Annotated in this window: 20 protein-coding genes; 9 read left to right on the plus strand and 11 right to left on the minus strand. The window is 63.1% G+C overall.

All coding sequences use genetic code 11. The features are described from left to right. From IEI94_RS13240 to IEI94_RS13255, 4 genes are all read right to left on the minus strand, one after another. The coding region (locus IEI94_RS13240) for a dihydroxy-acid dehydratase (protein ID WP_191169581.1) at nt 1-249 on the minus strand (249 nt) is incomplete at its 3' end. 23 nt (nt 250-272) lie between these two features. Then, nucleotides 273-1,289 carry an L-arabinose ABC transporter permease AraH gene (gene araH, locus IEI94_RS13245; protein WP_191167778.1) on the minus strand — a complete coding sequence of 339 codons (1,017 nt, stop codon included), beginning with the start codon at nt 1,287-1,289 and terminating at the stop codon, nt 273-275. Nucleotides 1,290-1,317: 28 nt separating this feature from the next. Then, nucleotides 1,318-2,811, minus strand: coding sequence for an L-arabinose ABC transporter ATP-binding protein AraG (gene araG / locus IEI94_RS13250; RefSeq protein ID WP_191167779.1), 1,494 nt, complete (start codon nt 2,809-2,811; stop codon nt 1,318-1,320). 54 nt (nt 2,812-2,865) lie between these two features. After that, nucleotides 2,866-3,861 (minus strand): arabinose ABC transporter substrate-binding protein, encoded by a 996-nt coding sequence (locus IEI94_RS13255; RefSeq protein ID WP_191167780.1) that lies wholly within the window; start codon nt 3,859-3,861, stop codon nt 2,866-2,868. Between the two features lie 164 nt (nt 3,862-4,025). Here IEI94_RS13255 and IEI94_RS13260 point away from each other — a divergent pair, with 164 nt between their 5' ends. Beyond that, nucleotides 4,026-4,976, plus strand: a complete 951-nt coding sequence (locus IEI94_RS13260; RefSeq protein WP_191167781.1) for a LysR substrate-binding domain-containing protein — start codon at nt 4,026-4,028, stop codon at nt 4,974-4,976. On the opposite strand, the gene IEI94_RS13265 is transcribed toward IEI94_RS13260, so the two are convergent. Together IEI94_RS13265 and IEI94_RS13270 are read right to left on the minus strand one after the other, a co-directional pair. After that, entirely contained in the window at nt 4,966-5,892 is a 927-nt protein-coding gene (locus IEI94_RS13265; RefSeq protein ID WP_191167782.1) for a Gfo/Idh/MocA family protein, read from the minus strand. The two genes, IEI94_RS13260 and IEI94_RS13265, sit on opposite strands and share 11 nt — an antisense overlap. Nucleotides 5,893-6,086: 194 nt before the next feature. After that, nucleotides 6,087-7,787 carry a DEAD/DEAH box helicase gene (locus IEI94_RS13270; protein WP_191167783.1) on the minus strand — a complete coding sequence of 567 codons (1,701 nt, stop codon included), beginning with the start codon at nt 7,785-7,787 and terminating at the stop codon, nt 6,087-6,089. 485 nt (nt 7,788-8,272) lie between these two features. On the opposite strand from IEI94_RS13270, the gene IEI94_RS13275 reads away from it, so the two are divergent. Further along, complete coding sequence (locus IEI94_RS13275; protein WP_191167784.1) at nt 8,273-8,722, plus strand: YaiI/YqxD family protein; 450 nt, start codon at nt 8,273-8,275, stop codon at nt 8,720-8,722. Nucleotides 8,723-8,726: 4 nt separating this feature from the next. Here IEI94_RS13275 and IEI94_RS13280 read toward each other — a convergent pair whose 3' ends face one another. Beyond that, nucleotides 8,727-9,731, minus strand: a complete 1,005-nt coding sequence (locus IEI94_RS13280) for a LacI family DNA-binding transcriptional regulator (protein ID WP_191167785.1) — start codon at nt 9,729-9,731, stop codon at nt 8,727-8,729. A 428-nt stretch (nt 9,732-10,159) separates the two neighbouring features. Here IEI94_RS13280 and IEI94_RS13285 point away from each other — a divergent pair, with 428 nt between their 5' ends. From IEI94_RS13285 to IEI94_RS13305, 5 genes are all read left to right on the plus strand, one after another. Next, nucleotides 10,160-11,215 carry a sugar phosphate isomerase/epimerase family protein gene (locus IEI94_RS13285; protein WP_191167786.1) on the plus strand — a complete coding sequence of 352 codons (1,056 nt, stop codon included), beginning with the start codon at nt 10,160-10,162 and terminating at the stop codon, nt 11,213-11,215. A 31-nt stretch (nt 11,216-11,246) separates the two neighbouring features. Next, on the plus strand, nt 11,247-12,407 hold the full coding sequence (locus IEI94_RS13290; protein WP_224750129.1) for a Gfo/Idh/MocA family protein: 1,161 nt from the start codon (nt 11,247-11,249) through the stop codon (nt 12,405-12,407). Continuing rightward, complete coding sequence (locus tag IEI94_RS13295; RefSeq protein WP_191167787.1) at nt 12,400-13,923, plus strand: sugar ABC transporter ATP-binding protein; 1,524 nt, start codon at nt 12,400-12,402, stop codon at nt 13,921-13,923. The genes IEI94_RS13290 and IEI94_RS13295 overlap by 8 nt, the downstream gene beginning before the upstream one ends. A 1-nt stretch (nt 13,924) precedes the next feature. Beyond that, complete coding sequence (locus IEI94_RS13300) at nt 13,925-14,920, plus strand: ABC transporter permease (RefSeq protein ID WP_191167788.1); 996 nt, start codon at nt 13,925-13,927, stop codon at nt 14,918-14,920. 105 nt (nt 14,921-15,025) lie between these two features. Further along, nucleotides 15,026-15,994, plus strand: a complete 969-nt coding sequence (locus IEI94_RS13305; protein WP_191167789.1) for a substrate-binding domain-containing protein — start codon at nt 15,026-15,028, stop codon at nt 15,992-15,994. A 65-nt stretch (nt 15,995-16,059) separates the two neighbouring features. On the opposite strand, the gene IEI94_RS13310 is transcribed toward IEI94_RS13305, so the two are convergent. Together IEI94_RS13310 and IEI94_RS13315 are read right to left on the minus strand one after the other, a co-directional pair. Further along, entirely contained in the window at nt 16,060-17,064 is a 1,005-nt protein-coding gene (locus IEI94_RS13310; RefSeq protein ID WP_191167790.1) for a glutathione S-transferase family protein, read from the minus strand. Nucleotides 17,065-17,144: 80 nt separating this feature from the next. Further along, nucleotides 17,145-18,065: a LysR family transcriptional regulator gene (locus tag IEI94_RS13315; RefSeq protein ID WP_191167791.1), complete on the minus strand. Its 921-nt coding sequence runs from the start codon at nt 18,063-18,065 to the stop codon at nt 17,145-17,147. Nucleotides 18,066-18,170: 105 nt separating this feature from the next. Between IEI94_RS13315 and IEI94_RS13320 the strand changes: the two genes are divergently transcribed. Continuing rightward, nucleotides 18,171-19,019: a pirin family protein gene (locus IEI94_RS13320; RefSeq protein WP_191167792.1), complete on the plus strand. Its 849-nt coding sequence runs from the start codon at nt 18,171-18,173 to the stop codon at nt 19,017-19,019. Nucleotides 19,020-19,235: 216 nt separating this feature from the next. Next, nucleotides 19,236-20,999 (plus strand): peptidoglycan DD-metalloendopeptidase family protein, encoded by a 1,764-nt coding sequence (locus tag IEI94_RS13325; protein WP_191167793.1) that lies wholly within the window; start codon nt 19,236-19,238, stop codon nt 20,997-20,999. A gap of 63 nt (nt 21,000-21,062) precedes the next feature. On the opposite strand, the gene codB is transcribed toward IEI94_RS13325, so the two are convergent. Together codB and IEI94_RS13335 are read right to left on the minus strand one after the other, a co-directional pair. Beyond that, nucleotides 21,063-22,331 (minus strand): cytosine permease, encoded by a 1,269-nt coding sequence (gene codB, locus IEI94_RS13330; protein ID WP_191167794.1) that lies wholly within the window; start codon nt 22,329-22,331, stop codon nt 21,063-21,065. Nucleotides 22,332-22,439: 108 nt separating this feature from the next. Beyond that, nucleotides 22,440-23,951 (minus strand): NCS1 family nucleobase:cation symporter-1, encoded by a 1,512-nt coding sequence (locus tag IEI94_RS13335; protein WP_191167795.1) that lies wholly within the window; start codon nt 23,949-23,951, stop codon nt 22,440-22,442. Nucleotides 23,952-24,029 lie beyond the last annotated feature (78 nt).

A 24,029-nucleotide genomic window follows, 5' to 3' on the forward strand; every position in this document is an offset into this window, starting at 1 on the left:
TACCGGGAACTCAACGGGATAGCCGCCGGCCTCCAGCACGCCCTGCTTGACGTGCTCGGCGAGCTTGCGGAAATGGGCATTGCACGGCGTCAGTTCCGACCAGGTATTGCAGATGCCGATGATCGGCTTGCCCTGGAATTCGTGGTCGGGGATGCCCTGGTTCTTCATCCAGCTGCGGTACATGAAGCCGTTCTTGTCGGCGCTGCCGAACCATTGAGCAGAACGCAGCGGACGCTGGCGGTCGGTCATGGGAAAGTCTCCGGTAATGGGGGTCAGGCACGCTGGCGGCGGGTCTGCTTCCAGCGGTCGAACATCACCGCCAACAGCAGGATGGCGCCACGCACCAGGTACTGATAGAAGGTCGGCACATTGAGCAGCCCCATGGCATTTTGCACACAGCCCATGATCAGCACCCCGACCACCACGCCGGTGATGGTGGCAACGCCGCCGGACAGCGCCACCCCACCCAGCACACAGGCCGAGATCACCGCCAGTTCCAGGCCCATGGAGGTGTTGGGGTCGCCGAGCCCCATGCGCGAGGCCAGCAGCACGCCGACGATGCCGGCCACCACGCCCTGCAGGCCAAACACGATGATCTTGAGTCTGCGCACGTTGACCCCGGCCAGGGCCGCCGCTTCGGAGTTGCCACCGGTCGCCAGCACGTTACGCCCGAAGGCGGTCATGTTGAGCACCACGCCAAAGATCACGAAGCAGGCGAGCATGGTCCAGACCGGCAGCGTCAAGCCAAGAAAGGAGGCGCTGCCCAGATCGAAGAAGGCAGGCACGGTGATCATCACCGCGTCGCCGCCGGAGGTGATATAGGCCAGGCCGCGCACGAATTCCATCGCCGCCAGGGTAGCGATCAGGGAGTTGATGCCGAACTTGGCGATCACCAGGCCATTGAATATCCCCACCGCGCCACCGGCAGCGATGCCACCCATCACGCCGATAAAGACACTGCCGGACATTGTGGTGACGACCGCCGCCACTACCCCGGCGAAAGCCACCGTGGACGCCACCGACAGATCGACCTCGCCCAGCGCCAGCACCAGCATCATGGTGGTGGCCAGACTGCCGATCAGGGTGATCGAGAGCAGTAGCCCGACCATGTTGCGGCCGGTAAGAAAGTCGGGAATGAATACCGCCAGGGCCACGAACAGCAGCAGAAAAATGGCGATCAAACCCGACGTATCGAGCAGCGTACGCAACGGCTTGATCAACCCCTGACGCCCCGCCGGGCGCTCCGGCAGAGACTCGCCAGCGGCTTGTCTCAGTTTGTTGGTTGTCATAACGACGATTCCTGAAAAGAGTGACGAATCAGGCTGGCAGCGCCAGCCCCAGAAGGCGTTCGGGCGTGGCCTCATCCCGAGCTACCACGTCAACCAATACGCCATCGCGCATCACCGCAATGCGGTCGCAGATCGAGCTGACCTCGGCCAGATCGCTGGAGATCACCACCACGCTCTTGCCCTGTTCGGCCAGGTCGTAGAGCAGGGTGTAGATATCCCGTCGGGCACCCACGTCGATGCCGCGGGTCGGTTCATCCATCACGAACAGGTCGATCTCTTCGGCCAGCCAGCGGGCGAGGATGACTTTCTGCTGGTTGCCCCCCGACAGGGTGCCGATGGCGGCGCGAGGGCCGGGCGTCTTGACGCTCAGCCGACGGATATACTCTTCGGCATTGGCACGCTCGCGTCGCGGATGGCGAAAGGCCCCCCAGCGCGTGAAAAAGCGGCGACAGCTGATATTCAGGTTGTCGGCCACGCTGGCGATGGGAAAGATGCCTTGGGACTTGCGATCCTCTGGGCACATGGCGATGCCTGCGCGAATCGCCTCGCCGGGGCTCTTGAAGCGTCGCGCTTCGCCGTTGAAACGCACCGCCCCGGCTTTTGGCGACTCGACGCCGCACACCAGCCGCAGCAGCTCACTGCGCCCGGCCCCGACCAGACCGAACAGGCCGAACACTTCGCCGCGCTTGACCGCGAAACTCACCGGCGCCTTGAGCCCGCGGCCCTCGATGGCATCCACCTCCAGCACCACCTCCCCCTGCTGGCGGGTACGGTAGCCATAGACGTCCTCGATATCGCGGCCGACCATTTCACTGACCAGGATGTCGTGATTTAGGCTGGTCATGTCCTCATGAGTGCGGATGTGGCGACCGTCGCGGAAGATGGTCACCGCATCGCACATCTCGAACACCTCCTCCATGCGATGGGTGACGTAGAGCACCACTCGGCCTTCGTCGCGCAACCGCTTGACGATGCGCTTGAGCTGTCGAATCTCCTGCACGGAGAGACTGCTGGTGGGCTCGTCGAAGGCGATAATCTTGGCGTTGCGGAGCAGCGCACGACCAATCTCGATCATCTGCTGCTGGCCAATGGACAGCTCGCGGACCTTGGTCGAGGGATGAATGTCGCCCTCGCCGAGATCGGCAAGGATCGCCAGCGCTCGTTCGCGCAGCTGGCGGCGCTTGATGAAACCATTACGGGTGGGGAGCTGGCCCAGCAGCAGGTTTTCGGCCACCGTCATGTTCGGCGACAGGGTCAGCTCCTGATAGATAATGGCAATCCCTTGAGCCAACGCCTCGCGGGCGTTGGCGAAGACATGGCGTCGGCCATCGATCCACAGGGCACCCTCGGTCACCCGGTTGATGCCGCTGAGTACCTTGAGCAGCGTCGACTTGCCGGCACCGTTCTCGCCCATCAGGGCGTGCACCTGGCCGGCATGGGCGGCGAAGCTAACACCATCCAGTGCGCGCACACCGGGGAACTCAACGCTGATGGTATCGAAGCGAAGAAAGGGGTCAGACATAGGGATTCACTCCACAGAGTCCGTGTCCCGGGCCGCCACGGCCCGGGCGTGACATCACAGACCGAGCTCTTGGCGCACGTCCTGCCAGTTGTCGCGGGTCATCAGAGTCCCGGACGTCTCGGTATTGGCCGGCGGCTCTTCACCCTCGGTAATCCAGTGGTAGAGATCTTCTGCGGTCTGGCGACCGTGCATGGTGGAACTGACCGCCACGGTGCCGTGGAAGCCGGTGGGATTGCTGCGGGAAAACTCGGCGAACGCCGCACCGGAGCCATTGATGCCGACACCGATCACGCTCTCGGGTGCCAGGCCGTACTGCTCGGTGGCACGCACCCCGCCGAGGACGCTCTCTTCATTGAGGGCATAGATGATCCAGTGCTCGAAGTCACCGCGCTGGGAGAGTACCGGCGAAGCCGCCGAGAAGGCGCCACTGGTATCGGTGCTCTGCTGAGGCGCATCGAAGATATTATCCTCGGGGAAGCCCCACTCCAGTAGCGCCTGGGTGGCGCCATCGGTACGCTCCACCGCCGTGGGCAGCTCATTGTTGGTAATGCGCAGGGCACCGACTTCCTGGGGATCCCAGCCACGCGCCTCCATCTCCGCAGCGATCGCCTCGCCGACCTGGAGGCCGATCTTGGTGCCGGACATCCCCAGGTGGGGCACGCCCTCCATCGGCTCGCCGCTCGAGTCGACGAACTGATCGTCCACCGTGATCACCTTCATGTCGTACTGGTTGGCACGATTCATGATCGCCGCTCCCAGCCGCACGTCCGGCGGACAGATGACGAAGCCCTGGGCACCCTGGGAGTAGAGGTTGTCGATGGCGCTGAGTACCTCCTGCCCATCTCTGCCGCCCTGACGTACCACGCTAAAGCCGAGCTCTTCGCCGCGTTCGGTGGCAGCCCGCTGCTCGTTGATGAACCAGGCCTGCTCGGGCTGCTTGACGATAAAGCCGATTTTGACCTCGTCATCCTGCGCATGGGCGCTGCCCAGCGCCGTCATCATGACGGCACTGCCGAGTACCAGGCGGGTAAGTGTTGTGCTGATTGGCATGTCCCTCTCCTATGCTCTCCAAAAGCGTCTTGTTGTAATCGCCAAGCGAGCGAGTCTCGCCATGGGCCGCTTTAAACTAGACAGCTGGTTGATAACCAGCTAATACGTAATTGATCAATATTTGATATGAGTATGGTTATCACAAACCGGTGGAGGCCGATCTCATGGGCATGCTCGACGAGGAGTGGTTTCTAGGCGCACGACTAAAGTTGCGTCATCTGCAGCTATTTTTGGCCCTTGACGAAGAGCGCAACCTGCACCGTGCCGCCGCCCGCCTGGCCATGAGTCAACCGGCAGCATCGAAATTGCTCACTGACCTGGAGGCCCGGCTGGAGGTGCGTCTCTTCGAGCGCCATGCCCGCGGGCTGACGCCAAATTGGTACGGCGAGGTCATGGTGCGCCATGCCCGCAACATGCTGTCGGAGCTGCGCCACACCGGCGAGGAGTTGAACGCGTTGCACGTTGGCAATGCCGGTACGGTGACGATCGGTACGGTGATGGCGCCAGCGGTAACGCTACTGACCAGCGCCATCGAGCGCGTTCACCGTGATCTGCCAGCGCTCAAGATCGGGGTCGAGGTGGGTGTCAGCAAGATGCTGGTTCCGCGTCTGCTGGAGGGCGAGCTCGATTTCGCCATCACCCGTATCCCGGCAGGTTTTCAAGCGGAGCATTTCGTGTTCGAAGAGATCGGCGAGGAGGACCTATGCTTCGTGTGTCGCCAGGGCCATCCGCTGACGGGGCAGACAGCGCTGACGCTGGAGACGATGGCCGTTTATCCCTGGTCGCTGCAGCCGGTAGGTGCCTTGATGCGCCAACGGGTCGACAGCCTGTTCCTGCACCATGGCGTGACGCCTCCGCGCCAGATCGTCGACACCCCCGATGTACTGGTCTCGCTGGCACTGGTCGATAAGTCGGACACCATCACCGTCACCACACGCGAAGTCGCCGAGTTGCTGTGCGCCCCACCGCGCTTCCGCGTCCTGCCCTTCAGCGAGCAGCTCAGTGTCCAGCCCTATGGGCTGGTGAGCCTACGCCAGCGCCGCTTGTCTCCCGGCGCTGGCACCCTGATGAAGACCCTGCGTGAGCTGATCGCCCACTCCCGCATCACTCGCTGAAAGCTGCCACACGCTGGCGATGCGCGTAGAGGAAGGCGTCGGCAACATGGCGTAGCGGTGCCACATCGACATCGCTTGCATTCGCGTCGACCAGCTCCGCGAAGTGAGCGTAGAGTCCCGGGTATTCACGCTCCGGCGCCTCCACCAGCACCCGGTCAGCGACACTCAAGCGGCAACCTCCCTGGGTTAGGCTCAGGCGACCGTCATCGCACTCGATATGGATATCCCACACTTCGTCGCCCTGGTGGCGAAAATCGAAGGTCACTTCAAGTGGCACCTCGTCGGCATCCTGGAAGCGCAGCGTAGCAGCGATCGGCGTCTGGCAGTTGTCGGGCATCGCCAACTGACCCTCGCGCAGGAAGAAGGCCCGCGGCAGGATCTCGGTGGCAATCGACAGCGCATTGATGCCGGGGTCGAAGACGCCCATGCCACCGGGCTGCCAGATCCACGCCTGGCCCGGGTGCCATACGCGCACGTCCTCGCGCCACTCGATTACCACGCGCTGAATGCGCCGCTCCGCCAACCACTGCTTCGCCTGCGCCACCCCCGGGGCAAAGCGCGAATGCCAGGCCGCGAACAGCGTCAAACGACGCGCCTCGGCCAGCGCCTGCAGATCCTCCACCTCGCTCAGGGTGGCCCCGGGCGGTTTCTCCAGCAGTACCGCCTTGCCCGCCTCCAGAGCCAGCCGCGCCTGAGAGTGGCGCAGATGAGTCGGCGTGCAGATGGCCACCGCATCCAGCTCGGGCTGGGCCTCCAGCATCTCCGCCAGGGAGTCATAGGCTGGCACGCCATCTAGGCGTGCAAATGGGTCGGCGGTAGCCGCCAGCCGCCAGCGGGGGTCGGCGTCGATGGCGGGGAGATGCTGATCACGGACAATCTTGCCAACCCCGACCAACCCGAGCTTAAGCGTGGACATGAGATATCCCTATGCAGTGAGACGATGACGCATCAGGCGTCGACCAGTCGACATGTTAAACATAAGGCCCTTATGTGCAACATGCTCAACAAGCAGGCGCGGCTATCGGACCGCCCTAAAACGACACGGGCCGGGGACATTGTCCCCGGCCCGTGTTACTGCCTCACCTGACCGCCTAGATGGCGGTCGCGGTATCAGGCGCTGGTGCGGCGAATCGGTGCGTCACCGTCGCTGCGGCGGCGCGGTGCGCGCTCCGGGGTGCCCTGGTCTTCGCTGATCTCCAGCGGGCGACCGGCGACACGGGCGCGTGCCATCTTGGCCAGGATGCTGGGCGGCAGCGAGCTAGGCAGCTCGACCACCGAGAAGGCGTTACGAATATCGATGCGGCCGATACGCGCGCCTTCGATACCGCCTTCGTTGGCCAAGGCACCGACTAGCTGGCCGGGCTTGACGCCATCCTTGTGACCCACCGCGACACGGTAGCGGGTCATGCCTTCACGCGGGGCGCTTTCGCGACGCTTGGGCTTGCCGTCACGCGGGGCGCGGTCACTGGCGCGCTCGGCGCGGGGCGCCTGGACGCGGCCAATCGGTGCTTCGTCGGCGCGCGCCATGGCAGCGAACACGCAGGCCAGTTCGACCGGGTCGTGACCTTCAGCCACCAGCCGCTCGATCAGCGCTTTCTGCTCGTCGGCACCGGAGGTGATCATGCCCTGCACGCGCTGAGAGAATGCCTCGTCGCGGTGAGCACGGATCGCCGCCTCGTCGGGCACCGGCATCTCGGCCATGTGCTGACCGGTGGCCTGCTCCATCCAACGTACCTTGCGGGTCTCGCGGAACGCGACGAAGGTGATCGCGATGCCGGTACGACCAGCGCGGCCGGTACGCCCGATACGGTGGGTATAGGCCTCGCTGTCCTGCGGCAGGTCGTAGTTGATGACGTGGGTAATGCGCGACACGTCAAGACCACGAGCGGCCACGTCGGTGGCGATCAGCACATCGACCTTGCCACGCTTGAGGCGTGTAATGGTGCGCTCGCGCAGGCTCTGGTCGAGATCGCCCGACAGGCCAGCGGCATTGACGCCGCGCGCGGTGAGCTGCTCGACCAGAGTGGTACAGGCGGCACGGGTACGCACGAAGACGATGGCCCCGTCGACCGGCTCGACCTCGAGAATACGCGCCAGCGCTTCCAGCTTGGCGCCACCGTCGACGCGCACCATGCGCTGGTCGATGCTGGCTGCGGTGCCGGCGCTGGCCTCGATGGCCACCTTGACCGGGTCGACCAGGTAGCGATTGACAATACGCTCGATCTCGGTCGGCAGGGTCGCCGAGAAGAATACCCGCTGGGCATCCTTGGGGGTGTCGGCGACGACGCGCTTGACGTCATCGATAAAGCCCATGCGCAGCATCTCGTCGGCTTCGTCGAGCACCAGCGCGGAGAGGCCGTCTAGCTTGAGGCTGCCGCGATCGAGGTGATCGATGATGCGACCGGGGGTGCCGACCACGACCTGGGCGCCACGCTTCAGCGCGCCTAGCTGCTCGCGATACTCCTGGCCGCCGCACAGCGTCGCCACTTCCAGACCCTTGAGGTTCTGGCCGTACTTGCTGAACGACATGGCAACCTGCTGGGCCAGCTCACGGGTCGGGGCCATGACCAGCACCTGGGGTTCACGACGGGTCAGCTCCAGCCGAGACAGGATCGGCAGTGCGAAGGCAGCGGTCTTGCCGGTGCCGGTCTGGGCCTGGCCCAGCATGTCACGCCCTTCCAGCAGCGCAGGAATGGTCTGCAGCTGGATCGGCGAAGGGGTTTCGTAGCCCAGTGTTTCCACAGCGGAGAGAACGGCAGGCAACAGAGCAAGATCGCCGAAGCTCGGCGAAGCGACAGAAGTCGAGGTCATCAATCACACCTTGGTAGGCCGGTCGTTACCGGCAACAGAGTTTGGTGGTGTCCCTGATCCCATTGATCAACCGATCGCTGGAAGCGATCTGCTCTGCCCCTTGGGGCATCACGGGCGGAGTCTGGGACACCGGTCGCACCTGGCATCCGGTTCACGTGTGAAGATTCGGCGCGGCCGAATCGACTCGGGCCATGGCGAGCCGTAGCTCACATCAGACCCTCGGCGAACCGCTGTGGCGACCGTTTGCGCCTGCGGAATGACGATCCGCGTACTTGGGCGCTCCATCTACATAGTCGGACGCATCTGGCGTCCTGCAAAGCGTCGTGCAGCATCATCGAATCAAGCAGCGATGAGCGACGAACCGTTACGATGGTGGGGTCAACACATGCGAGGAGCGCGCATGCTATCATCGCCGCCCGAGCCTGGCCAGCCTTTTCGCCGCCGCTTTTTCAGTCCGCCCTATCAAGCCCTTGTCAGGAGCCCTCATGCCGACCCTGTGGATCGACGCCGATGCCTGCCCCAAGGTGGCCCGCGAGATTATCGTGCGTGCCGCCGAGCGTACCGATACCCCCACCTGGTTCGTGGCCAATCATCAGATTCCACTGCCGCCGTCACGCTGGGTCAAGTCGTTGGCGGTGGCCAGCGGCTTCGATGCCGCCGACGATGAGATCGTCGCTCGGCTGGAGGCCGGTGATCTGCTGATCAGCTCGGATCTGCCGCTGGCCCTGGAAGCCATCGACAAGGGCGCCGCGGTGATGACCAGCCGCGGCGAGATGCTCGACAAGAGCAATATAAAGGCGCGGGTACAGATGCGGGACTTTATGGAAACCCTGCGCGCCAGCGGCGAACACACCGGCGGGCCCAAGGGCTACTCCGACATCGACCGCCGCGAGTTCGCCAATGCGCTGGATCGCTGGCTGGCGAAGCAGAGATAAGGACTCACCCTTCCGCGCGGCCGGTGCTCTTGCGCACGATCAGTTGGGTGCTCAACGTCTGATGCCTGACCACCGGCTTGTCCCGCATCAGGCCCAGTAGCAGCTGCATCGCCTGCTGCCCGATCTCGTTGCGCGGCTGGCTTATGGTGGTCAGTTCCGGTTCACAGTATTCGCTAAAGCCGATGTTATCGAAGCCAACCACCGACAGTTGACCGGGCACCGCCAGGCCGAGTTGGCGGGCGGCCTTGAGCACGCCGATGGCCATCTCGTCGCTGTGACAGAAGATAGCCGTAGGGCGGGCTTGGGCAGGATCGAGCAGCGCCAGTCCCTGCTGATAGCCAGAGCGAAAGCCGAAATCGCCCTCCACGATATGTGCCTCGGCGCTCAGACCATGGGCAGCCAGAGTGCCTCTATACCCCCTGACCCGCTCTTTACAGATCGGGTTGGCGGCGGGGCCGCTAAGGGTGGCAATGCGTCGATGGCCCAACGAGATCAGATAGTCGATGGCGTGACAGGCGGCCTGGTGGTTATCGATGGCAACGGTGGGCAGATCGATGTCGGTAAAGAACTCACAGGCCATTACCAGGGGAAAGCTGGACTGCCCATCGGCCTGCCGGACAAGCACCGCGGGCACCTCTGCGGTCAGCAGCAAGATGCCGTCGGCCTGATTGGTAGGCAGCAGTTCGAAGTAAGCCTCCGCACGTGCCGGATCATGCTCACAGTCACCGATCAGCACCTGATAGCCGGCCTGATGAGCGACCTCCTCCATGCCGTTGATGATCTCGGAAAAGAAGGGATTGGAGATATCCGGCAGCAGCGCAACGATGGTCTTCGACTCGGCGCGCCTCAGGTTACGCGCCGCGACGTTGGGCGCATAGCCAACTTCTGCGATGGCCAGGGCGACCCGCTCACGCGTCGTGTCACTGACCTTCTCGGGGTTGGCCAAGGCACGGGATACCGTCGCCGTAGAGCAGCCCGCAACCCGGGCGACATCTTTGATGGTGGGCATTAAGTGGTTTCGCTTGCCAGATACCTTGGCGCGTAGCATATCGCGATTGTCCTGATGGAGGTAATGCCCCGGAAGTCAGCCAAGGCTGTGCTTCTCTTCCCACACAATGTAAAGCTTTGCACAGACATAGCCATCCGCACCAGCCTCCCTTCGGTCAATAGCCGCCAATCCTTTGCGCTATGTTCATCAACATATGCCCTCGGCCCGCCGCTCATCCATTAGTCTAAAAAACAGCGGCTTGCACGCCATAGCCTAGCCTGAAAACGTTTTACTTTCGGGAAGTTACGCCCGCGAGCTCCCCTCCCCCCGCATCCCCTCATCTGGCTTGACCCTCTACGCCCTCTCTGCTGATATGTAATCCATTACATTTTAGCTCAACGACATTTCTCGCCCAGACCACACACATCCAAATCACGAGGTGCAGCACGATGAAGACTATCAAGGGGCCGGCACTCTTCCTTGCTCAGTATGTGGGCGACGAGTTCCCCTTCGACAGCCTGGCGCATCTCGCCCCCTGGGCGGCGTCGCTCGGCTTCAAGGGGGTGCAGATACCCACCGCCGACAAGCGGCTATTCGATCTCGAGCAAGCGGCGGAGAGTCCTGAATACTGCCGTGAGATCCAGGCGCTGCTGGCCGAGCATGGTCTGGAGATCACCGAGCTCTCGACCCATCTGCAAGGGCAGCTGGTGGCGGTACACCCGGTCTACGACAGGGTGTTCGACGGCTTTGCCCCGGCCGAGCTCCGCGGCGATTCTGTGGCGCGCCAGGCCTGGGCGGTGCAGCAACTCAAGCTGGCGGCTCGCGCCAGCGCCAACCTGGGGCTAAGTGCCCACGCCACGTTTTCCGGCTCGCTGCTGTGGCCCTTCCTGTATCCCTGGCCCCAGCGCCCCGCCGGGCTGGTCGAAGAAGGTTTCGCCGAGCTGGCCAGGCGCTGGCGTCCGATCCTCGATGCCTTCGATGACGCCGGCGTCGACCTGTGCTTCGAAATTCACCCCGGCGAGGACCTCCACGATGGCGCCACCTTCGAGCGTTTCCTGGAGGAGGTGGATCACCACCCGCGCTGCTGCATGCTCTACGACCCTTCGCATATGGTCCTGCAGCAGCTCGACCATCTGGCTTTCCTCGACCGCTACCACCCGTGGATCCGCATGTTTCATGTCAAGGACGCAGAATTCCACCCCTCCGCCAGCCAGGGGGTCTACGGCGGTTATAGCCATTGGATCGATCGAGCCGGGCGCTTCCGCTCCCTGGGCGACGGCCAGGTCGACTTCAAAGGCATCTTCTCGAAACTCGCCCAGTACGACTTCGACGGCTGGGCGGTGATCGAGTGGGAGTGCGCCCTCAAGCACCCCGAGCAGGGCGCCGCCGAGGGAGCACGCTTCGTCACTGACCACATCATCCGAGTCACCGACCGCGCCTTCGACGACTTCGCCGATGCCGGCACCGACCGCCAGGCCAACCGCGCCCTGCTGGGGCTCGATTGAACCCCACGCAACACCTCGCAAGGAGCCCGCCATGACGCACGACACAACACGACAACGCCTGCGCCTGGCCATGATCGGCGGCGGCCAAGGGGCCTTTATCGGCGGCGTCCACCGCATGGCCGCACGCCTGGACGATCGCTTCGAGCTGGTCGCCGGCGCCTTCTCGTCTCAGGCCGAGCGCAACCTGGCCACCGCAAGTGAGCTGGGCGTCGACAAGACACGCTGCTACACCAACCACGAGACACTGCTAGCCGGCGAGACGGCACGCAAGGATGGCGCCGACGTGGTCGCCATCGTCACCCCCAACCACCTGCACTTTCCAGTAGCGATGGCGGCTCTCGAGGCCGGCCTGCACGTGATCTGCGAGAAGCCCATGACGCTCACCCTGGAGGAAGCCGAGCGCCTGGCAAGAACCGCGGCAGCCAGCCAGCGCCGCTTCATGCTGACCCACAACTATGCGGGCTACCCGCTGGTCCAGCATGCCAGGGAGCTGGTGGCGGGCGGCGGCCTGGGGAGCATCCGTCACGTTCAGGTGGAGTATGTCCAGGAGTGGCTTAGCGAGACGCCCGCCGACGACAATCGCCAGGCTGCCTGGCGACTCGACCCCGCCCGGGCTGGAGCCGCCGGCTGCCTGGGCGATATCGGCGTTCACGCCTTCCAACTGGCCCAGTTCATCAGCGGCCAGCGAGTCAACCAGGTGAGCGCTGAATTGAGCAGCGCGGTGCCTGGCCGCTCGTTAGACGACAATGTCCAAGCGCTACTGCGTTTCGACGGCGGCGCCCGCGGCATGCTGTGGGCGAGCCAGACGGCACCGGGCTTCGAGAATGCCCTGAGCATCCGCGTGATTGGCGAGCGGGCCAGCCTGCAGTGGGCCCAAGAGACACCCAACGAGCTGTGGCTAAGGCCCCTCAATGGCCCCAGCCAACGCCTGACGCGCCGCGACGACGCGCTGAGCGCCGAGATCGGTCGCGGCGTGCGCCTGCCCGGGGGCCATCCGGAGGGCTACATCGAGGCGTTCGCCAATCTCTACCAGGCGCTGGCCGACGACCTGGCCGACGACAAACACTCTTCCTGGCTGCCCGGAATTGCCGATGGCGTCGACGGCATGCGCTTTATCGCTGCTACGCTCGCCTCCAGCCAGGCGGCAGGGGTCTGGACCTCCCTCTCGCAGAAGGAGGTGCCCAATGGATGAGCCTATCCTGCGCCTCGAGGGCATCGGCAAGGTGTTCGGCCCCGTCCAGGTGCTGGAGAATATCTCACTCTCCATCGCCCCGGGCGAGATACTCGGTATCCTCGGCGAGAACGGTGCCGGCAAGTCGACCCTGCTCAAGATCGTCAGCGGTATCTATACCCCTAGCGTCGGCACGGTGCATCTGGACGGCGAGGCATTCAGCGCCCTGGATCCGATCACGGCACGCCGCCACGGCGTGGCGATGATCCCCCAGGAGTTCAACCTGGTACCGACGCTGCGGGTCTACGAGAACGTCTTCCTCGGCCAGGAACTGCGCCGCGGCGGGCTGCTCGACCACGGCGCCATGCGCCGTCGCACCCGGGAGCTGCTCGACTCGCTGGAGGTGGCACTGAACCCGGACCTGCCCATCGAGCGCCTCAGCGTCGCCGAGAAGCAGATGGTGGAAGTGGCCCGGGTGCTGGTCAACGATGCGCGCATCATCATCCTCGACGAACCGACCACGGTGCTAACCGATCGCGAAGTAACGGTGCTGTTCAAGGTGGTGCGCGCACTGGTCGCCCGGGGCGTGGCGATCATGTTCATCTCCCACAAGCTCAAGGAGGTCAAGGAGCTCTGCGATCGCCTACTGATCCTGCGCGACGGCCAGCAGGTGGAATTGTGCGCTATGGGCGTGCTCAGCGAGGAGGATATGGCACGCAAGATGGTCGGCCGCGAGCTGTCGCAGATCTACCCCGACAAGCCCCCTACCTCGGCTCATGAGACGTCGCCGGCACTGCGCGTGCGCGGCCTGAGCCTCAAGGGCGTGCTCCATGACGTCGACCTGGAGGTACACCGCGGCGAGGTGCTGGGCCTCTCCGGTCTGGTAGGCGCGGGGCGCACCGAGATCGCCGAGGCGATCATGGGTCTGCGCCGCAGGGACGGTGGCGAGCTGTGCATCGACGGCAAGGTCGTCGATATCCGCTCGCCCAACCAAGCCCACGCACTCGGCCTGGCCTACCTCTCAGAGGATCGCCAGGGCAAGGGCCTGCAGCTCTCCTTCAATGTGATGCAGAACATCACTGCGCTGAGCTTGAAGCGCTATGTACGCGGCCTGATCCAGCATAGCGCCGAACGCCGCCAGGCCGAGCACTACCAGCAGCGGCTCTCGATCAAGGCCGCCAATCTGGCCGCCCCGGTGAGTCAACTGAGCGGCGGCAACCAGCAGAAAGTGTACTTCTCCAAGCTCCTCGATATCGAGCCGGACATCCTGATCCTGGATGAACCCACCCGCGGCATCGATATCAGTGCCAAGCAGCAGATCTACCGCCTGATCCGCGAGCTGACCGACCAGGGCAAAGCCGTCATCGTCATCTCTTCCGAGCTCGAGGAGCTCATCGGCATGGCCGACCGCGTGCTGGTCATCCGCGAGGGGCGGGTGATGGTCGAGCTGTGCGGTGACGACATCAACGAAGAGCAGATCATGCTGTATGCCGCTGGCGCGCGGCAGCACGCCAACCGTGAACGAGTGGGGAGTTGAAATGAACCAGTCACACAATGCCAAATCGATGGGGAACCTCGTCGCCCAGACCCTACGCAGGATTCCACTGAACGCCACTATCCTGGCCCCTCTGGTGGCACTCATTCTGCTCTTCGCCGTGTCATCCCTGGCCAGCGAATACTTTCTCAACAGCCGCAACATCTCCAACGTGCTGCGCCAGGTCTCCTATACCGGCATCATCGCCATCGGCATGACCTTCGTGATCATCGCCGGCGGCATCGATCTCTCGGTGGGCTCGATGGTGGCACTGGTGGGTGTGATCGTGCTCTACGTGGTCAACGCCATCAGCGATCCGATCCAGGCGGTGATCCTCGCCATGCTGGCAGCGGTCGTGGCTGGCTCCTTGTTGGGACTCTTCAATGGCCTGCTGGTCACGCGAGGACGCATCGCCGCCTTCGTGGTAACCCTGGCCAGCATGTCGATCTTCCGCTCACTGGCGCTCTACTTCACCGATGCCGCCGAAGTCACGACGCGCAACCCGATCTTCTCCAACGTAGGCGGAGGCTTCTTCCTGGGCCTGCCGATTCCGGTCTGGGTGTTCTTCGGCCTGGCCATCGTCGCCCATGTGCTGCTGTTCCATACCGCGTACGGGCGACATGTCTGCGCCGTCGGTGCCAATCCCCAGGTAGCCCGTTACTCGGGCATCCGCGTCGAGCGCATCGTGCTCTCCACCTTCGTGATCGCCGGGATTTGCGTTGGGCTGTCGGCGATCATGCTGACCTCGCGCCTCAACTCGGTGAGCCCCAGCGACGCCGGTTACTTCTACGAGCTGGATGCCATCGCCGCAGTGGTCATCGGCGGCACCGCGCTGTCCGGCGGACGTGGCTCGGTATGGGGCACCGTTATCGGCGCCCTGATCCTCGGCATCATCAACAACATGCTCAATCTGACCGGGGTCTCTCCCTACCTGCAGGGACTGGTCAAGGGTGCGGTGATCCTGCTGGCGGTACTGCTGCAGTACAAGCGTGCCCCCTGATGCCATCTTCGGTCGCCGTGGCTCACTGTGGCGGGCGGCCATCCCGGGCGTGGTCAGCACCCCGCCCGCTTATGTACGACCCACGACAAAATGGGAGCAACAACAATGACCTTCTCACGCCTGATAAAGACCGCGGCGCTGACTGCTGCCCTGACCGGCACCGCCGGCCTGGCCAGCGCCAATGACTACCACATCGGTGTCACGGTACCCTCGGCCGATCACGGCTGGACAGCCGGCCTGCTGTGGTGGGCGCGACATGCCACCGAAGAGCTGAGCGAAAAGTATCCGGATGTCAGCTTCACGGTGCTCTCGGCCAACTCCGGCACCGCCCAGGTCTCCAACGTGGAAGACCTGATGATTCGCAACCTGGATGCGCTGGTGATCCTCCCCTACAACCCTGCGACCCTGCAGTCGGTGATCTCGGAAGCCTATGAAGAGGGCATCTATACCGTAGTGGTCGATCGTGAGCTGGAGATCCCCGCCCAGGACGTCTTCCTGGCCGGCGACAATCCCGGCCTTGGCGAGCAGGCGGCCCGCTATATCGCCGATGAGCTCGGCGGCGAAGGCGATATCCTGGTACTGGAAGGGCCACCGATTCCCATCAACAGCCAGCGCGTCGATGCCTTCAATCGGGTAATGGAGGAGTATCCGGGGATCAACATCCTGGCCTCCCAGAACACCGACTGGAACCCCCAGCAGGCGCTGAGCGTTACCGAGGATCTGCTCGGCAGCAACCCCCAAGTGGATGCCATCTGGGCAGGCGACGACGATGTGCTAGTCGCGGCGTTGCAGGCGATTGAGGAGAACGACCGGGACGATATCCAGCTCGTCGTGGGCGGTGGCGGCTCGCAGCGGGTCATCGAGATGATTCGCGATGACCACCCCATGGTCAAAGGCACTGTCACCTACCCTCCCAATATGATCGCCTCGGCGATTGCTTTGGCCGTGCATGGCGTCAAGGGCGAACGCCTGGGCGACATGTATCACGGCATTCCGTCACGGGTGATCCTGGCCGCCGACCTGATCACGGCTGATAACGTGGAGGAGTTCTACGAGCCCGATGCCGCGTACTAACTCCCACCGGCAACTCGGCCGCGCCCTCTACCGGGGCGCGGCCGTCGTGTGACAGGGAGACGTCATCACCCCTTCTCGCGAATCCCCTTCCCCGACAGCCGCTCGCGGTCGTGGGGGCGCTCAAGGTCGAGCAGCGGCCCCTTGGGTACGATGCGCGTCGGGTTGATGGTGTCGTGGCTATAGTAGTAGTGGCGTTTGATATGGTCGAAATCCACCGTTTCCTTGATGCCCGGCCACTGGTAGAGCTCACGCACGTAGTTCGAGAGATTCGGGTAATCCTCGATGCGCCGGAGGTTGCACTTGAAGTGGCCATAATAGACCGCATCGAAGCGCACCAGGGTGGTAAACAGGCGGATATCGGCTTCGGTCAGCCACTCACCGGCCAGATAGCGCTGCTCGGCGAGACGCGACTCCATGCGGTCGAGTGCCTCGAATAGCGCTGTGACGTGCTTGTCATAGACCTTCTGCTCGGTGGCGAAGCCCGACTTGTAGACGCCATTGTTGATATGGTCGTAGACGTCGGCGTTGACGGCATCGATGGTCTCGCGCAGGTCCTCCGGGTAGAAGTCGAGGCGGTTGCCGGTCAGCGCGTCGAAGGCGCCGTTGAACATCCGCAGTAGTTCGGCAGACTCGTTGTTGATGATTCGCTCACCCTGCTTGTCCCACAGCGCCGGCACGGTGACACGGCCGGTATAGCGCGAGTCGGTCAGGGTATAGAGCTGATGATGGTAATCGACGCCCTTGATCGGATCACCGCTCGAGCCTTCATCTTCACGATAGGTCCAGCCTTGATCGAGCATCAGCGGGCTGACGTGGGAGAGCCCGACCAGGGACTCGAGCCCCTTGAGCTTGCGCAGGATCATGGTGCGATGCGCCCAGGGGCAGGCCAGCGACAAATAGAGATGGTAGCGCCCAGCCTCGGCGGGCAGGCCCGGCTGGCCATCGGGACCGGCGCCGCCAGCAGCCGTCACCCAGTCACGCAGCTTGGCAGACTCGCGCACGAATTCTCCACCGTGCTTGTCGGTGTCATACCACTGATCGTGCCATTTACCGTCGATCAACAGGCCCATTGGCCACCTCCGAGTCTTGACGAAATCGAGTGGCTACAGCCTACCCGCAAAGCGCCAACGCTCAAGCGCAAGTTTTACGCTTACTCATTCGATGGCGTCGAATCGACGCTCGACTCACAGCAACTGGCAACGGCTTGGCTGAGAGCTTCCGCCATGGCGTGAGCGGCGGGGCCAGCGCGGTCGCGATCGCGATAAATCAACTGCATCGGCACCTCGCGAACTCCCCCCGCATTAAGCGGCAGTGGCGCCAGGGTGCCGCGCGCCAGCGCCTGCCAGATACGGGTTTCCGGCACCCAGGCGAAGCCCAGGCCGCGCTCGAGCATGTCTACCGAGGTATTGAGATGACTCAGCGTCCAGCGCTGCTCGGCCTTGAGCCAGCCGGCATCCATCGACTGACGCAGGGCCGAGTCGCGCACGACCAGCTGGCGATGCTGCTTGAGGTCGCGCAAATCCAAGGGGCGACCGAGCCGGTGCAGAGGATGCTCGGGGTGCGCCACCGCGATGAAACGCACCGTCACCAGCGGCTCGCCAAGAAACCCCTGGGCCGCCAGGCCAGACGCCACCAGATCGGCACGACCGTCGTAGAGCATCTCGATGCCACCATTGAGCACCGTTTCGTGGAGCTGAACGCGCACCCCGGGGTAGCGGGCCGAGAACACATCCAGCGCCCGGGCCAAGGCATCCGGCGGAAACAGCTGGTCGATGGCCAACACAATCTCCGCCTCGAGCCCCGCGGCCAAACTCTCGGCCACATCCTCCAGGGCTTCGGCACTTTCGATCAGCTGACGGGCGCGCCTCAGCAGCAGTTCCCCCGCCTCGGTCAGCCGTACTTGCCGCCCTACCGGCTCAAGGACCTTGACGCCCAACTGCTCTTCGAGCTTGTGCACGGCATGGTTGAGGGTCGAAGGACTCTTGTGGACGACCTCGGAGGCACGTGCAAAGCCGCCATGGTCAACCACGGCAGCCAGCATCTGCCACTGCGACAGGGTGACACGGGACATTTCGAATTCCTCGAACAGTTACAGCAAAACTATGCGCTTCAGCTTACGCCTCTCCATCATCAATAATTGGTGTAATTAGCACCAACTATTTTAAAGAGGCTCCCTATGACCCGCTCTACTATGCGCCAGCCGGTTTCCCTTGTACGCAGTCAGCCAAGCCAGGACGGTGACGGCGTCAAGATCAAACGCATCCATGATTTTGGTGGTGGCATCGACCCCTTCCTTATGCTCGACGAGCTTGGCTCGGATCGTCCTGACGACTATATCGGCGGTTTCCCCCCGCATCCGCACCGCGGTATTCAGACACTGACCTACGTGATTCACGGTGGCCTGACACATGAAGATCACATGGGCCACTCCAGCACTATCAATGCCGGCGACGCCCAGTGGATGCATACCGGACGTGGCATTATTCACTCCGAAATGCCGCTTACCGACCACCACGGCCTGCGCGCCTTTCAGCTATGGCTGAGCCTGGCCGCCAAGGACAAGCTCAGCGAGGCGACCTATCGCGATGTACGCGCCAATGAGATGCCACGCCTGGAGGGTGATCGCGCCACGCTGATCGCCCTCGGCGGTGAATGGCAGTGCGCAGAGCCGCAGCACACTATTAGCGGACCACTCGACGCGTTGGCCGGTAGTGGCGGTGTTGCCCATGTGCTTGTCGAAGAAAATGGCCGGCTATCACTCGCGCAAACGTCACCAATGCTTGCCGTCTATGTGTTCGCTGGCGAGCTCGAGATCGGCGAGCAGCGCATCCCCGACGGACACCTGGCACGGCTGGGGGATGGGCAGCAACTATCGCTCACCAGCCGTACCGGCGCCCAGGCACTGATCCTCTACGGCACCCCTCATCAGGAGCCAATCGCGCACTACGGTCCCTTCGTCATGAACAGCCATGAGGAGCTCGAACAAGCCCTGAACGACTACCGGAGCGGTAGTCTGACAGGATAATCCACTTGAATTGCGTCCCGGCAAAAGCGAAATAAAAGGGATAAGCGCTATTTTGCCGGGAAATTACAGCATGATCCACCGCTAGACGTTAGTCGAACAGCGTTGCTAAACCTCGCCCAAAATATCTGTACATCCATACAGACTAGGCATCCCAAGCGGCTTGGGGTAAGGTTCTCGTGCCTTTTTACGTTCATCTTACAAGTCAAGGCCGTTATCATGTTGCGAATTCTTCATTCGCTGCCTCGCACGCATAAGTTACTTTTACTCCCTGTTGCCACTATGGTTACTGTGCTAGGTACGCAAAAAATCATCGGCGCTTTCGATAGTTCAAGCGAGAGCCCCACCGCCGCCTCCCCGGCATTCATCCCCCTCGATTCCGATGCCAGCCACGACTCTGATGCCCTCGATTTCGAGCGCAATGCCGTATCAGACGCGGTACAAATGGCCAGCAATGCCCTGGATGCTACTCGCCAATATGTTCCGATAGCCGAACTGGCCGCCCAGGAAATCGTCGACATCGACATGCTCTCCACGGCCCAGGCAAGCAGTGAGCAGCCCCCCGTCGCGGCTATTACTCCGGAATCCATCGACGACGAGCAAGAGCAGCATCAAGGCTCGCCGGCAACGATTGATACCGACGTCCTGCACCTCGCTTTGCACCTGCCCAACCTGGGCCAGGCCGACGACCTGGAACTGGTCGACGAATCAATGCAGGACGCCGGTTACGACGACGAATCCCTGGCCTCGTATACCGCCTACGATTATGAAGATTATCTCGACGGCCCCCTGGTGCTGTTCGATGATGGCGACGTATTTCTCGAAGAAGAGCTGATTGCCGAGCAGACCTATGTCCCCGAGTGGGAAACCTATACGGTCCAGCAGGGCGATACCTTTGCCGTGATGGCGCAGCAGACCCTTGGCCTCGGCTACAGTGAAGTACTGCAGCTACTCGACAAGATGCCGGACCGCAACGTACTGACCCGTTGGCGGGCAGGGCATAATTTCGACTACCAGCTCGATGAAGATGGTCAACTCCTGGCGCTGCGCGTGATGAAGAATCCGCGCAGCGGCTTTTTGATCGAGCGCGACCCCGAGACGGCGTTTGAGGTGTCGAGCATCGAAAAGGCTGGCGAGCCCACTCAGCGCTTGTTTGCCGGTACCGTCAGCGGCAGCTTCGGACGCTCCGCCGAGGCCACCGGCCTATCCGCCTCCGAAGTCGCCCAGCTCAGCAAGTTGCTGGAGAAGAAACTCGACTTCCGCCGTGACACCCGTCGCGGCGATCGCTTCCAGGTCTTGGTGGAGTCCGACCTGATCGATGGTCAAAGCCTCGACTCCCGGGTACTGGCGGTAAAGTACGAAGGCGCGCGTATGGACCTGACGGTGGTGCGCAACAGCTCCGACAATCGCTTCTATACCCCTGATGGCTCAAGCCTCGACCCTGCCTTCGACCGCTACCCCTTCGACGGCAACTACCGCATGAGCTCATCGTTCAACTTGCGCCGCAAGCACCCGGTCACCGGCCGCGTCAGCCCGCACTATGGCACCGACTGGGCGATGCCGATCGGCACCCCTGTCAATGCCCCGGCCGACGGCCGCGTGGAGAAGGTAGGCAACCACCCGCTGGCGGGGCGCTTCCTGGTAGTGCGCCACGACAACGGCTACCGCACCCGCTACCTGCACCTCTCCGAGCCACTGGTCAGCCGCGGCGATCGCGTCAACATGGGCGAAACAATCGCCAAGTCGGGCAACACCGGCCGCAGCACCGGCCCGCACCTGCACTATGAGGTGATCGTCAACGGCAACCAGGTCGACCCGATGCGCGTCGATCTGCCCGAGAACCAGAGCCTCGAAGGCGACGCCCTGGCCGCGTTCCAGCGCGAGTCCGAGCGCCTGCTGGCCACGCTCGAGAGCGGCGAAACCGGCACCGTCATCGCCAGCACCGGCGATTCAGAACCACGCCGCAGTGGCGACGACATCTAAGCGTACAGCCGCTGCATCGTCACGACGCCCCGCTTCCGCGGGGCGTCGTCGTTTGAGGGCTACTCAGGCTGGCGGGCGGGAGCAGCCGCAGCGCCGAAACGCAGTAGCAGCGCCGAAACGCAGTAGCAGCGCATAACTCAGCACGGCCACCAGCACACCCACCAGCGGCGGCAGCAGCGGCGAGAGATAAGCGGCCAGCGAACCCGCGGCATAGGCCAGCAGCCCCACCCAATGAAAGGCCGGCGGACTCGCCGTCTCCAGCGACGGGTAGCGCCCCTTATGGCGCAGCCAGAAGTCGGCCATGATCACGCCGCCGATCGGCGGTATGAAGGTACCCAGCAGTACCAGATAGGGAATCAACAGATCGTACATGCCGCCAACCGCCAAGAGCGTACCGATGGCAGCACCCACCGCGGTCACCAGCCGACGACGCGGCGTCCGCAGCAGATTGCAGCCGGCCACGGCGAAGTTGTAGATGGTGTTGTCCTGAGTGGTCCAGATATTCAGGAACAGCATCAAGACCGCCAGTACCACGAAGCCTTGCGCCAGCATCACGTCTACGATATCCGCCTGCTGATAGATCAGCGCCCCCAGCGCACCGGTCAGCACCATCAGGCCGTTGCCGACGCAGAAGGCCGCCAGCGTCGCGATCACCGCGATCTTCGGCGAGCGCGCGAAACGGCTCCAGTTGGTGGCCTGGGTCCCACCGCTCACGAAGGTGCCGATGATCACCGTCACGGCTGCGGCAAAGCTCATGCTGTCGCTGGGCGTCTGACCGACCAGCCCCGCCAGCCCGCCGATATCGCTTACGCCGGTATAGAGGCTGATCAGAATGAACAGCAGCATGGTCGGCACGGCAAAACGCGACAACCAGTCGAGACCGCGATAACCGATCATCGCAGTAATGCAGAAGGCCATGCCGAACAGCACCATCAGCGGCACCTCCAGCCAACCAGGTAGCGCAGTGGTCTGCACCAGCAGCACCGCGATGGTTGCCGTCCCCCAGGCATACCAGCCGATCTGCGTGAAGCCGAGCAGCAGATCGGAAAGTTTGCTGCCTAGCTCACCGAAACAGAACCGCCCCATCAGCACCGAGTTGAGACCGCTGCGACAAGCGATATAGGCCAGTGCCGCGGCATAACCGCCGAGCAGCAGGTTGCCGATGGTGATCACCCACAGCAGCTCACCGAAGGTGAACGCCGTGCCCAGCGAGCCCCCTGCCCACATCGTCGCCGTAAATAGGGTAAAGCCCAGCAGCACCATGGTGGTCGAGAGCAGTCCCTTGCGGCGACTCGCCGGTACTGCGCTAAGCGGATAATCGGATGTTTTCATTATTAGCTCCGGAATGGGTACAACGGCTCCTCTGCCGAGGGAACCGACACAATAGCGCCCCGGCGTTAATGGCCAGGGCGCGGCACATGCACTGCCTGAGCGACGCTATCAGGGCATACGATCAGTTTCGATAGCTGCGGCCGTTGCCGAGACGTTGACCGGCGACATCAGCTGGCTGGCGACGTAGTAGATCACCGCACCCAATGCCGAACCGGTAAACCAGCCATAATCATAGAACCAGTACATGGTGCCGGTCAGTAGCGATATCACGGTCAAGCCCACGGGAATCCCGAAAGCCACGAAGCCCGGCCAGTTGACGGCCGGATACGCACACCCATCCTGATACAGGCTCGGCACGTCGAGCTGCTGACGCTTGATGAGGAAGTAGTCCACCGCCATGATCCCGGCGATGGGCCCCAGCAGACTCGAATAGCCCAGCAGCCAGTTGGAGTACATCTGCTCCAACGACACGCCAGAGGAGATAACACCCGCCTTCTGAAGTAGATCGTAGCCCATCAGCAACACCCCTACGGCGCCAGTGATCAGCACACCGCGGGTCTGATCGACCAGCTTGGGTGCCACGTTCTGGAAGTCGTTGGTCGGCGACACGATATTGGCAGCGGTATTCGTCGAGATGGTCGCGATGATGATCATCAGCATGGCCAGGGCGACCCAGAACGGGTTGTCGATCATGCCGATCAGGCTCACCGGGTCAGCGACCGTCTGCCCGACCAGCGACTCCGATGCAGCGGTCATCACCACCCCGAGGGCGGCAAAGAAGAACATGGTCATGGGAAGTCCCAATACCTGGCCGACGATCTGATCCTTCTGACTCTTGGCAAAGCGGCTGAAGTCGGGAATGTTGAGCGACAGCGTGGCCCAGAAACCGACCATCGCCGTCAGGCCAGCGAAGAAGTAACCATAGACCGGCGCCCCTTCCGGACGAGACGGCGGCTGCGCCAGCAGCTCGGTCATCGACATGTGCGGCCAGGCCCACAACATCAGGCCAATCGCTACCGCCAGCAATAGCGGGGCGGCCAGCGTCTCGAGCCACTTGATCGACTCCGCCCCGCGAATCACCACATACAGGTTCATGGCCCCGAATACGAAGAAGCCAACCACCTCGCCTAGCCCACCCAATGCCTGCCAGGGGGGAAAGATCGTCGCCAGCAGCAGGTGAATGGCCAGCCCACCGAACATGGTCTGCACCCCGAACCAGCCACAGCCCACCAGCGCCCTCACCAGACACGGCACATTGGAGCCCAGGATGCCAAACGACGAACGCAGCACCACGGGAAAGGGAATGCCGAACTTGGTGCCAGGGAAGGCATTCAGGGTGAGGGGAATGAGTACCACCACGTTGGCCAGCAGGATGGCGAACAGTGCCTCACCGACGCTCAGACCAAAGTAAGCGGTGAGCACGCCACCCAGCGTATAGGTGGGAACGCAGATCGACATGCCCACCCAGAGCGCGGCCACGTTCCACTTCGACCAGGTACGCTCGTGGGCCTTGGTCGGCGCAATGTCGGCATTGTAGCGCGGGCTGTCACGCACATCGCTGCCCTCATCCAGCTCGATCAATCCCTCTCTATCCACCATCCTCGATGCTTCGACGGTCATTGTTGTTCTCCTCGTCACTCGATGTATTCACGACGCCTGAGGGCGCGCGTGCCAGTTGCAACGCAATAAGCGTGCCCA

It is taken from the genome of Halomonas sp. ML-15, assembly GCF_014779595.1.
Classification (GTDB): domain Bacteria; phylum Pseudomonadota; class Gammaproteobacteria; order Pseudomonadales; family Halomonadaceae; genus Franzmannia.

What these genes read in the sequence shown, in the direction of transcription:
- araH (WP_191167778.1), bottom strand. Translation starts at nt 1,289, where the DNA reads ATGACAACCAACAAACTGAGACAAGCCGCTGGCGAGTCTCTGCCGGAG.
- araG (WP_191167779.1), bottom strand. Translation starts at nt 2,811, where the DNA reads ATGTCTGACCCCTTTCTTCGCTTCGATACCATCAGCGTTGAGTTCCCC.
- IEI94_RS13255 (WP_191167780.1), bottom strand. Translation starts at nt 3,861, where the DNA reads ATGCCAATCAGCACAACACTTACCCGCCTGGTACTCGGCAGTGCCGTC.
- IEI94_RS13260 (WP_191167781.1), top strand. Translation starts at nt 4,026, where the DNA reads ATGGGCATGCTCGACGAGGAGTGGTTTCTAGGCGCACGACTAAAGTTG.
- IEI94_RS13265 (WP_191167782.1), bottom strand. Translation starts at nt 5,892, where the DNA reads ATGTCCACGCTTAAGCTCGGGTTGGTCGGGGTTGGCAAGATTGTCCGT.
- IEI94_RS13270 (WP_191167783.1), bottom strand. Translation starts at nt 7,787, where the DNA reads ATGACCTCGACTTCTGTCGCTTCGCCGAGCTTCGGCGATCTTGCTCTG.
- IEI94_RS13275 (WP_191167784.1), top strand. Translation starts at nt 8,273, where the DNA reads ATGCCGACCCTGTGGATCGACGCCGATGCCTGCCCCAAGGTGGCCCGC.
- IEI94_RS13280 (WP_191167785.1), bottom strand. Translation starts at nt 9,731, where the DNA reads ATGCCCACCATCAAAGATGTCGCCCGGGTTGCGGGCTGCTCTACGGCG.
- IEI94_RS13285 (WP_191167786.1), top strand. Translation starts at nt 10,160, where the DNA reads ATGAAGACTATCAAGGGGCCGGCACTCTTCCTTGCTCAGTATGTGGGC.
- IEI94_RS13290 (WP_224750129.1), top strand. Translation starts at nt 11,247, where the DNA reads ATGACGCACGACACAACACGACAACGCCTGCGCCTGGCCATGATCGGC.
- IEI94_RS13295 (WP_191167787.1), top strand. Translation starts at nt 12,400, where the DNA reads ATGGATGAGCCTATCCTGCGCCTCGAGGGCATCGGCAAGGTGTTCGGC.
- IEI94_RS13300 (WP_191167788.1), top strand. Translation starts at nt 13,925, where the DNA reads ATGAACCAGTCACACAATGCCAAATCGATGGGGAACCTCGTCGCCCAG.
- IEI94_RS13305 (WP_191167789.1), top strand. Translation starts at nt 15,026, where the DNA reads ATGACCTTCTCACGCCTGATAAAGACCGCGGCGCTGACTGCTGCCCTG.
- IEI94_RS13310 (WP_191167790.1), bottom strand. Translation starts at nt 17,064, where the DNA reads ATGGGCCTGTTGATCGACGGTAAATGGCACGATCAGTGGTATGACACC.
- IEI94_RS13315 (WP_191167791.1), bottom strand. Translation starts at nt 18,065, where the DNA reads ATGTCCCGTGTCACCCTGTCGCAGTGGCAGATGCTGGCTGCCGTGGTT.
- IEI94_RS13320 (WP_191167792.1), top strand. Translation starts at nt 18,171, where the DNA reads ATGACCCGCTCTACTATGCGCCAGCCGGTTTCCCTTGTACGCAGTCAG.
- IEI94_RS13325 (WP_191167793.1), top strand. Translation starts at nt 19,236, where the DNA reads ATGTTGCGAATTCTTCATTCGCTGCCTCGCACGCATAAGTTACTTTTA.
- codB (WP_191167794.1), bottom strand. Translation starts at nt 22,331, where the DNA reads ATGAAAACATCCGATTATCCGCTTAGCGCAGTACCGGCGAGTCGCCGC.
- IEI94_RS13335 (WP_191167795.1), bottom strand. Translation starts at nt 23,951, where the DNA reads ATGACCGTCGAAGCATCGAGGATGGTGGATAGAGAGGGATTGATCGAG.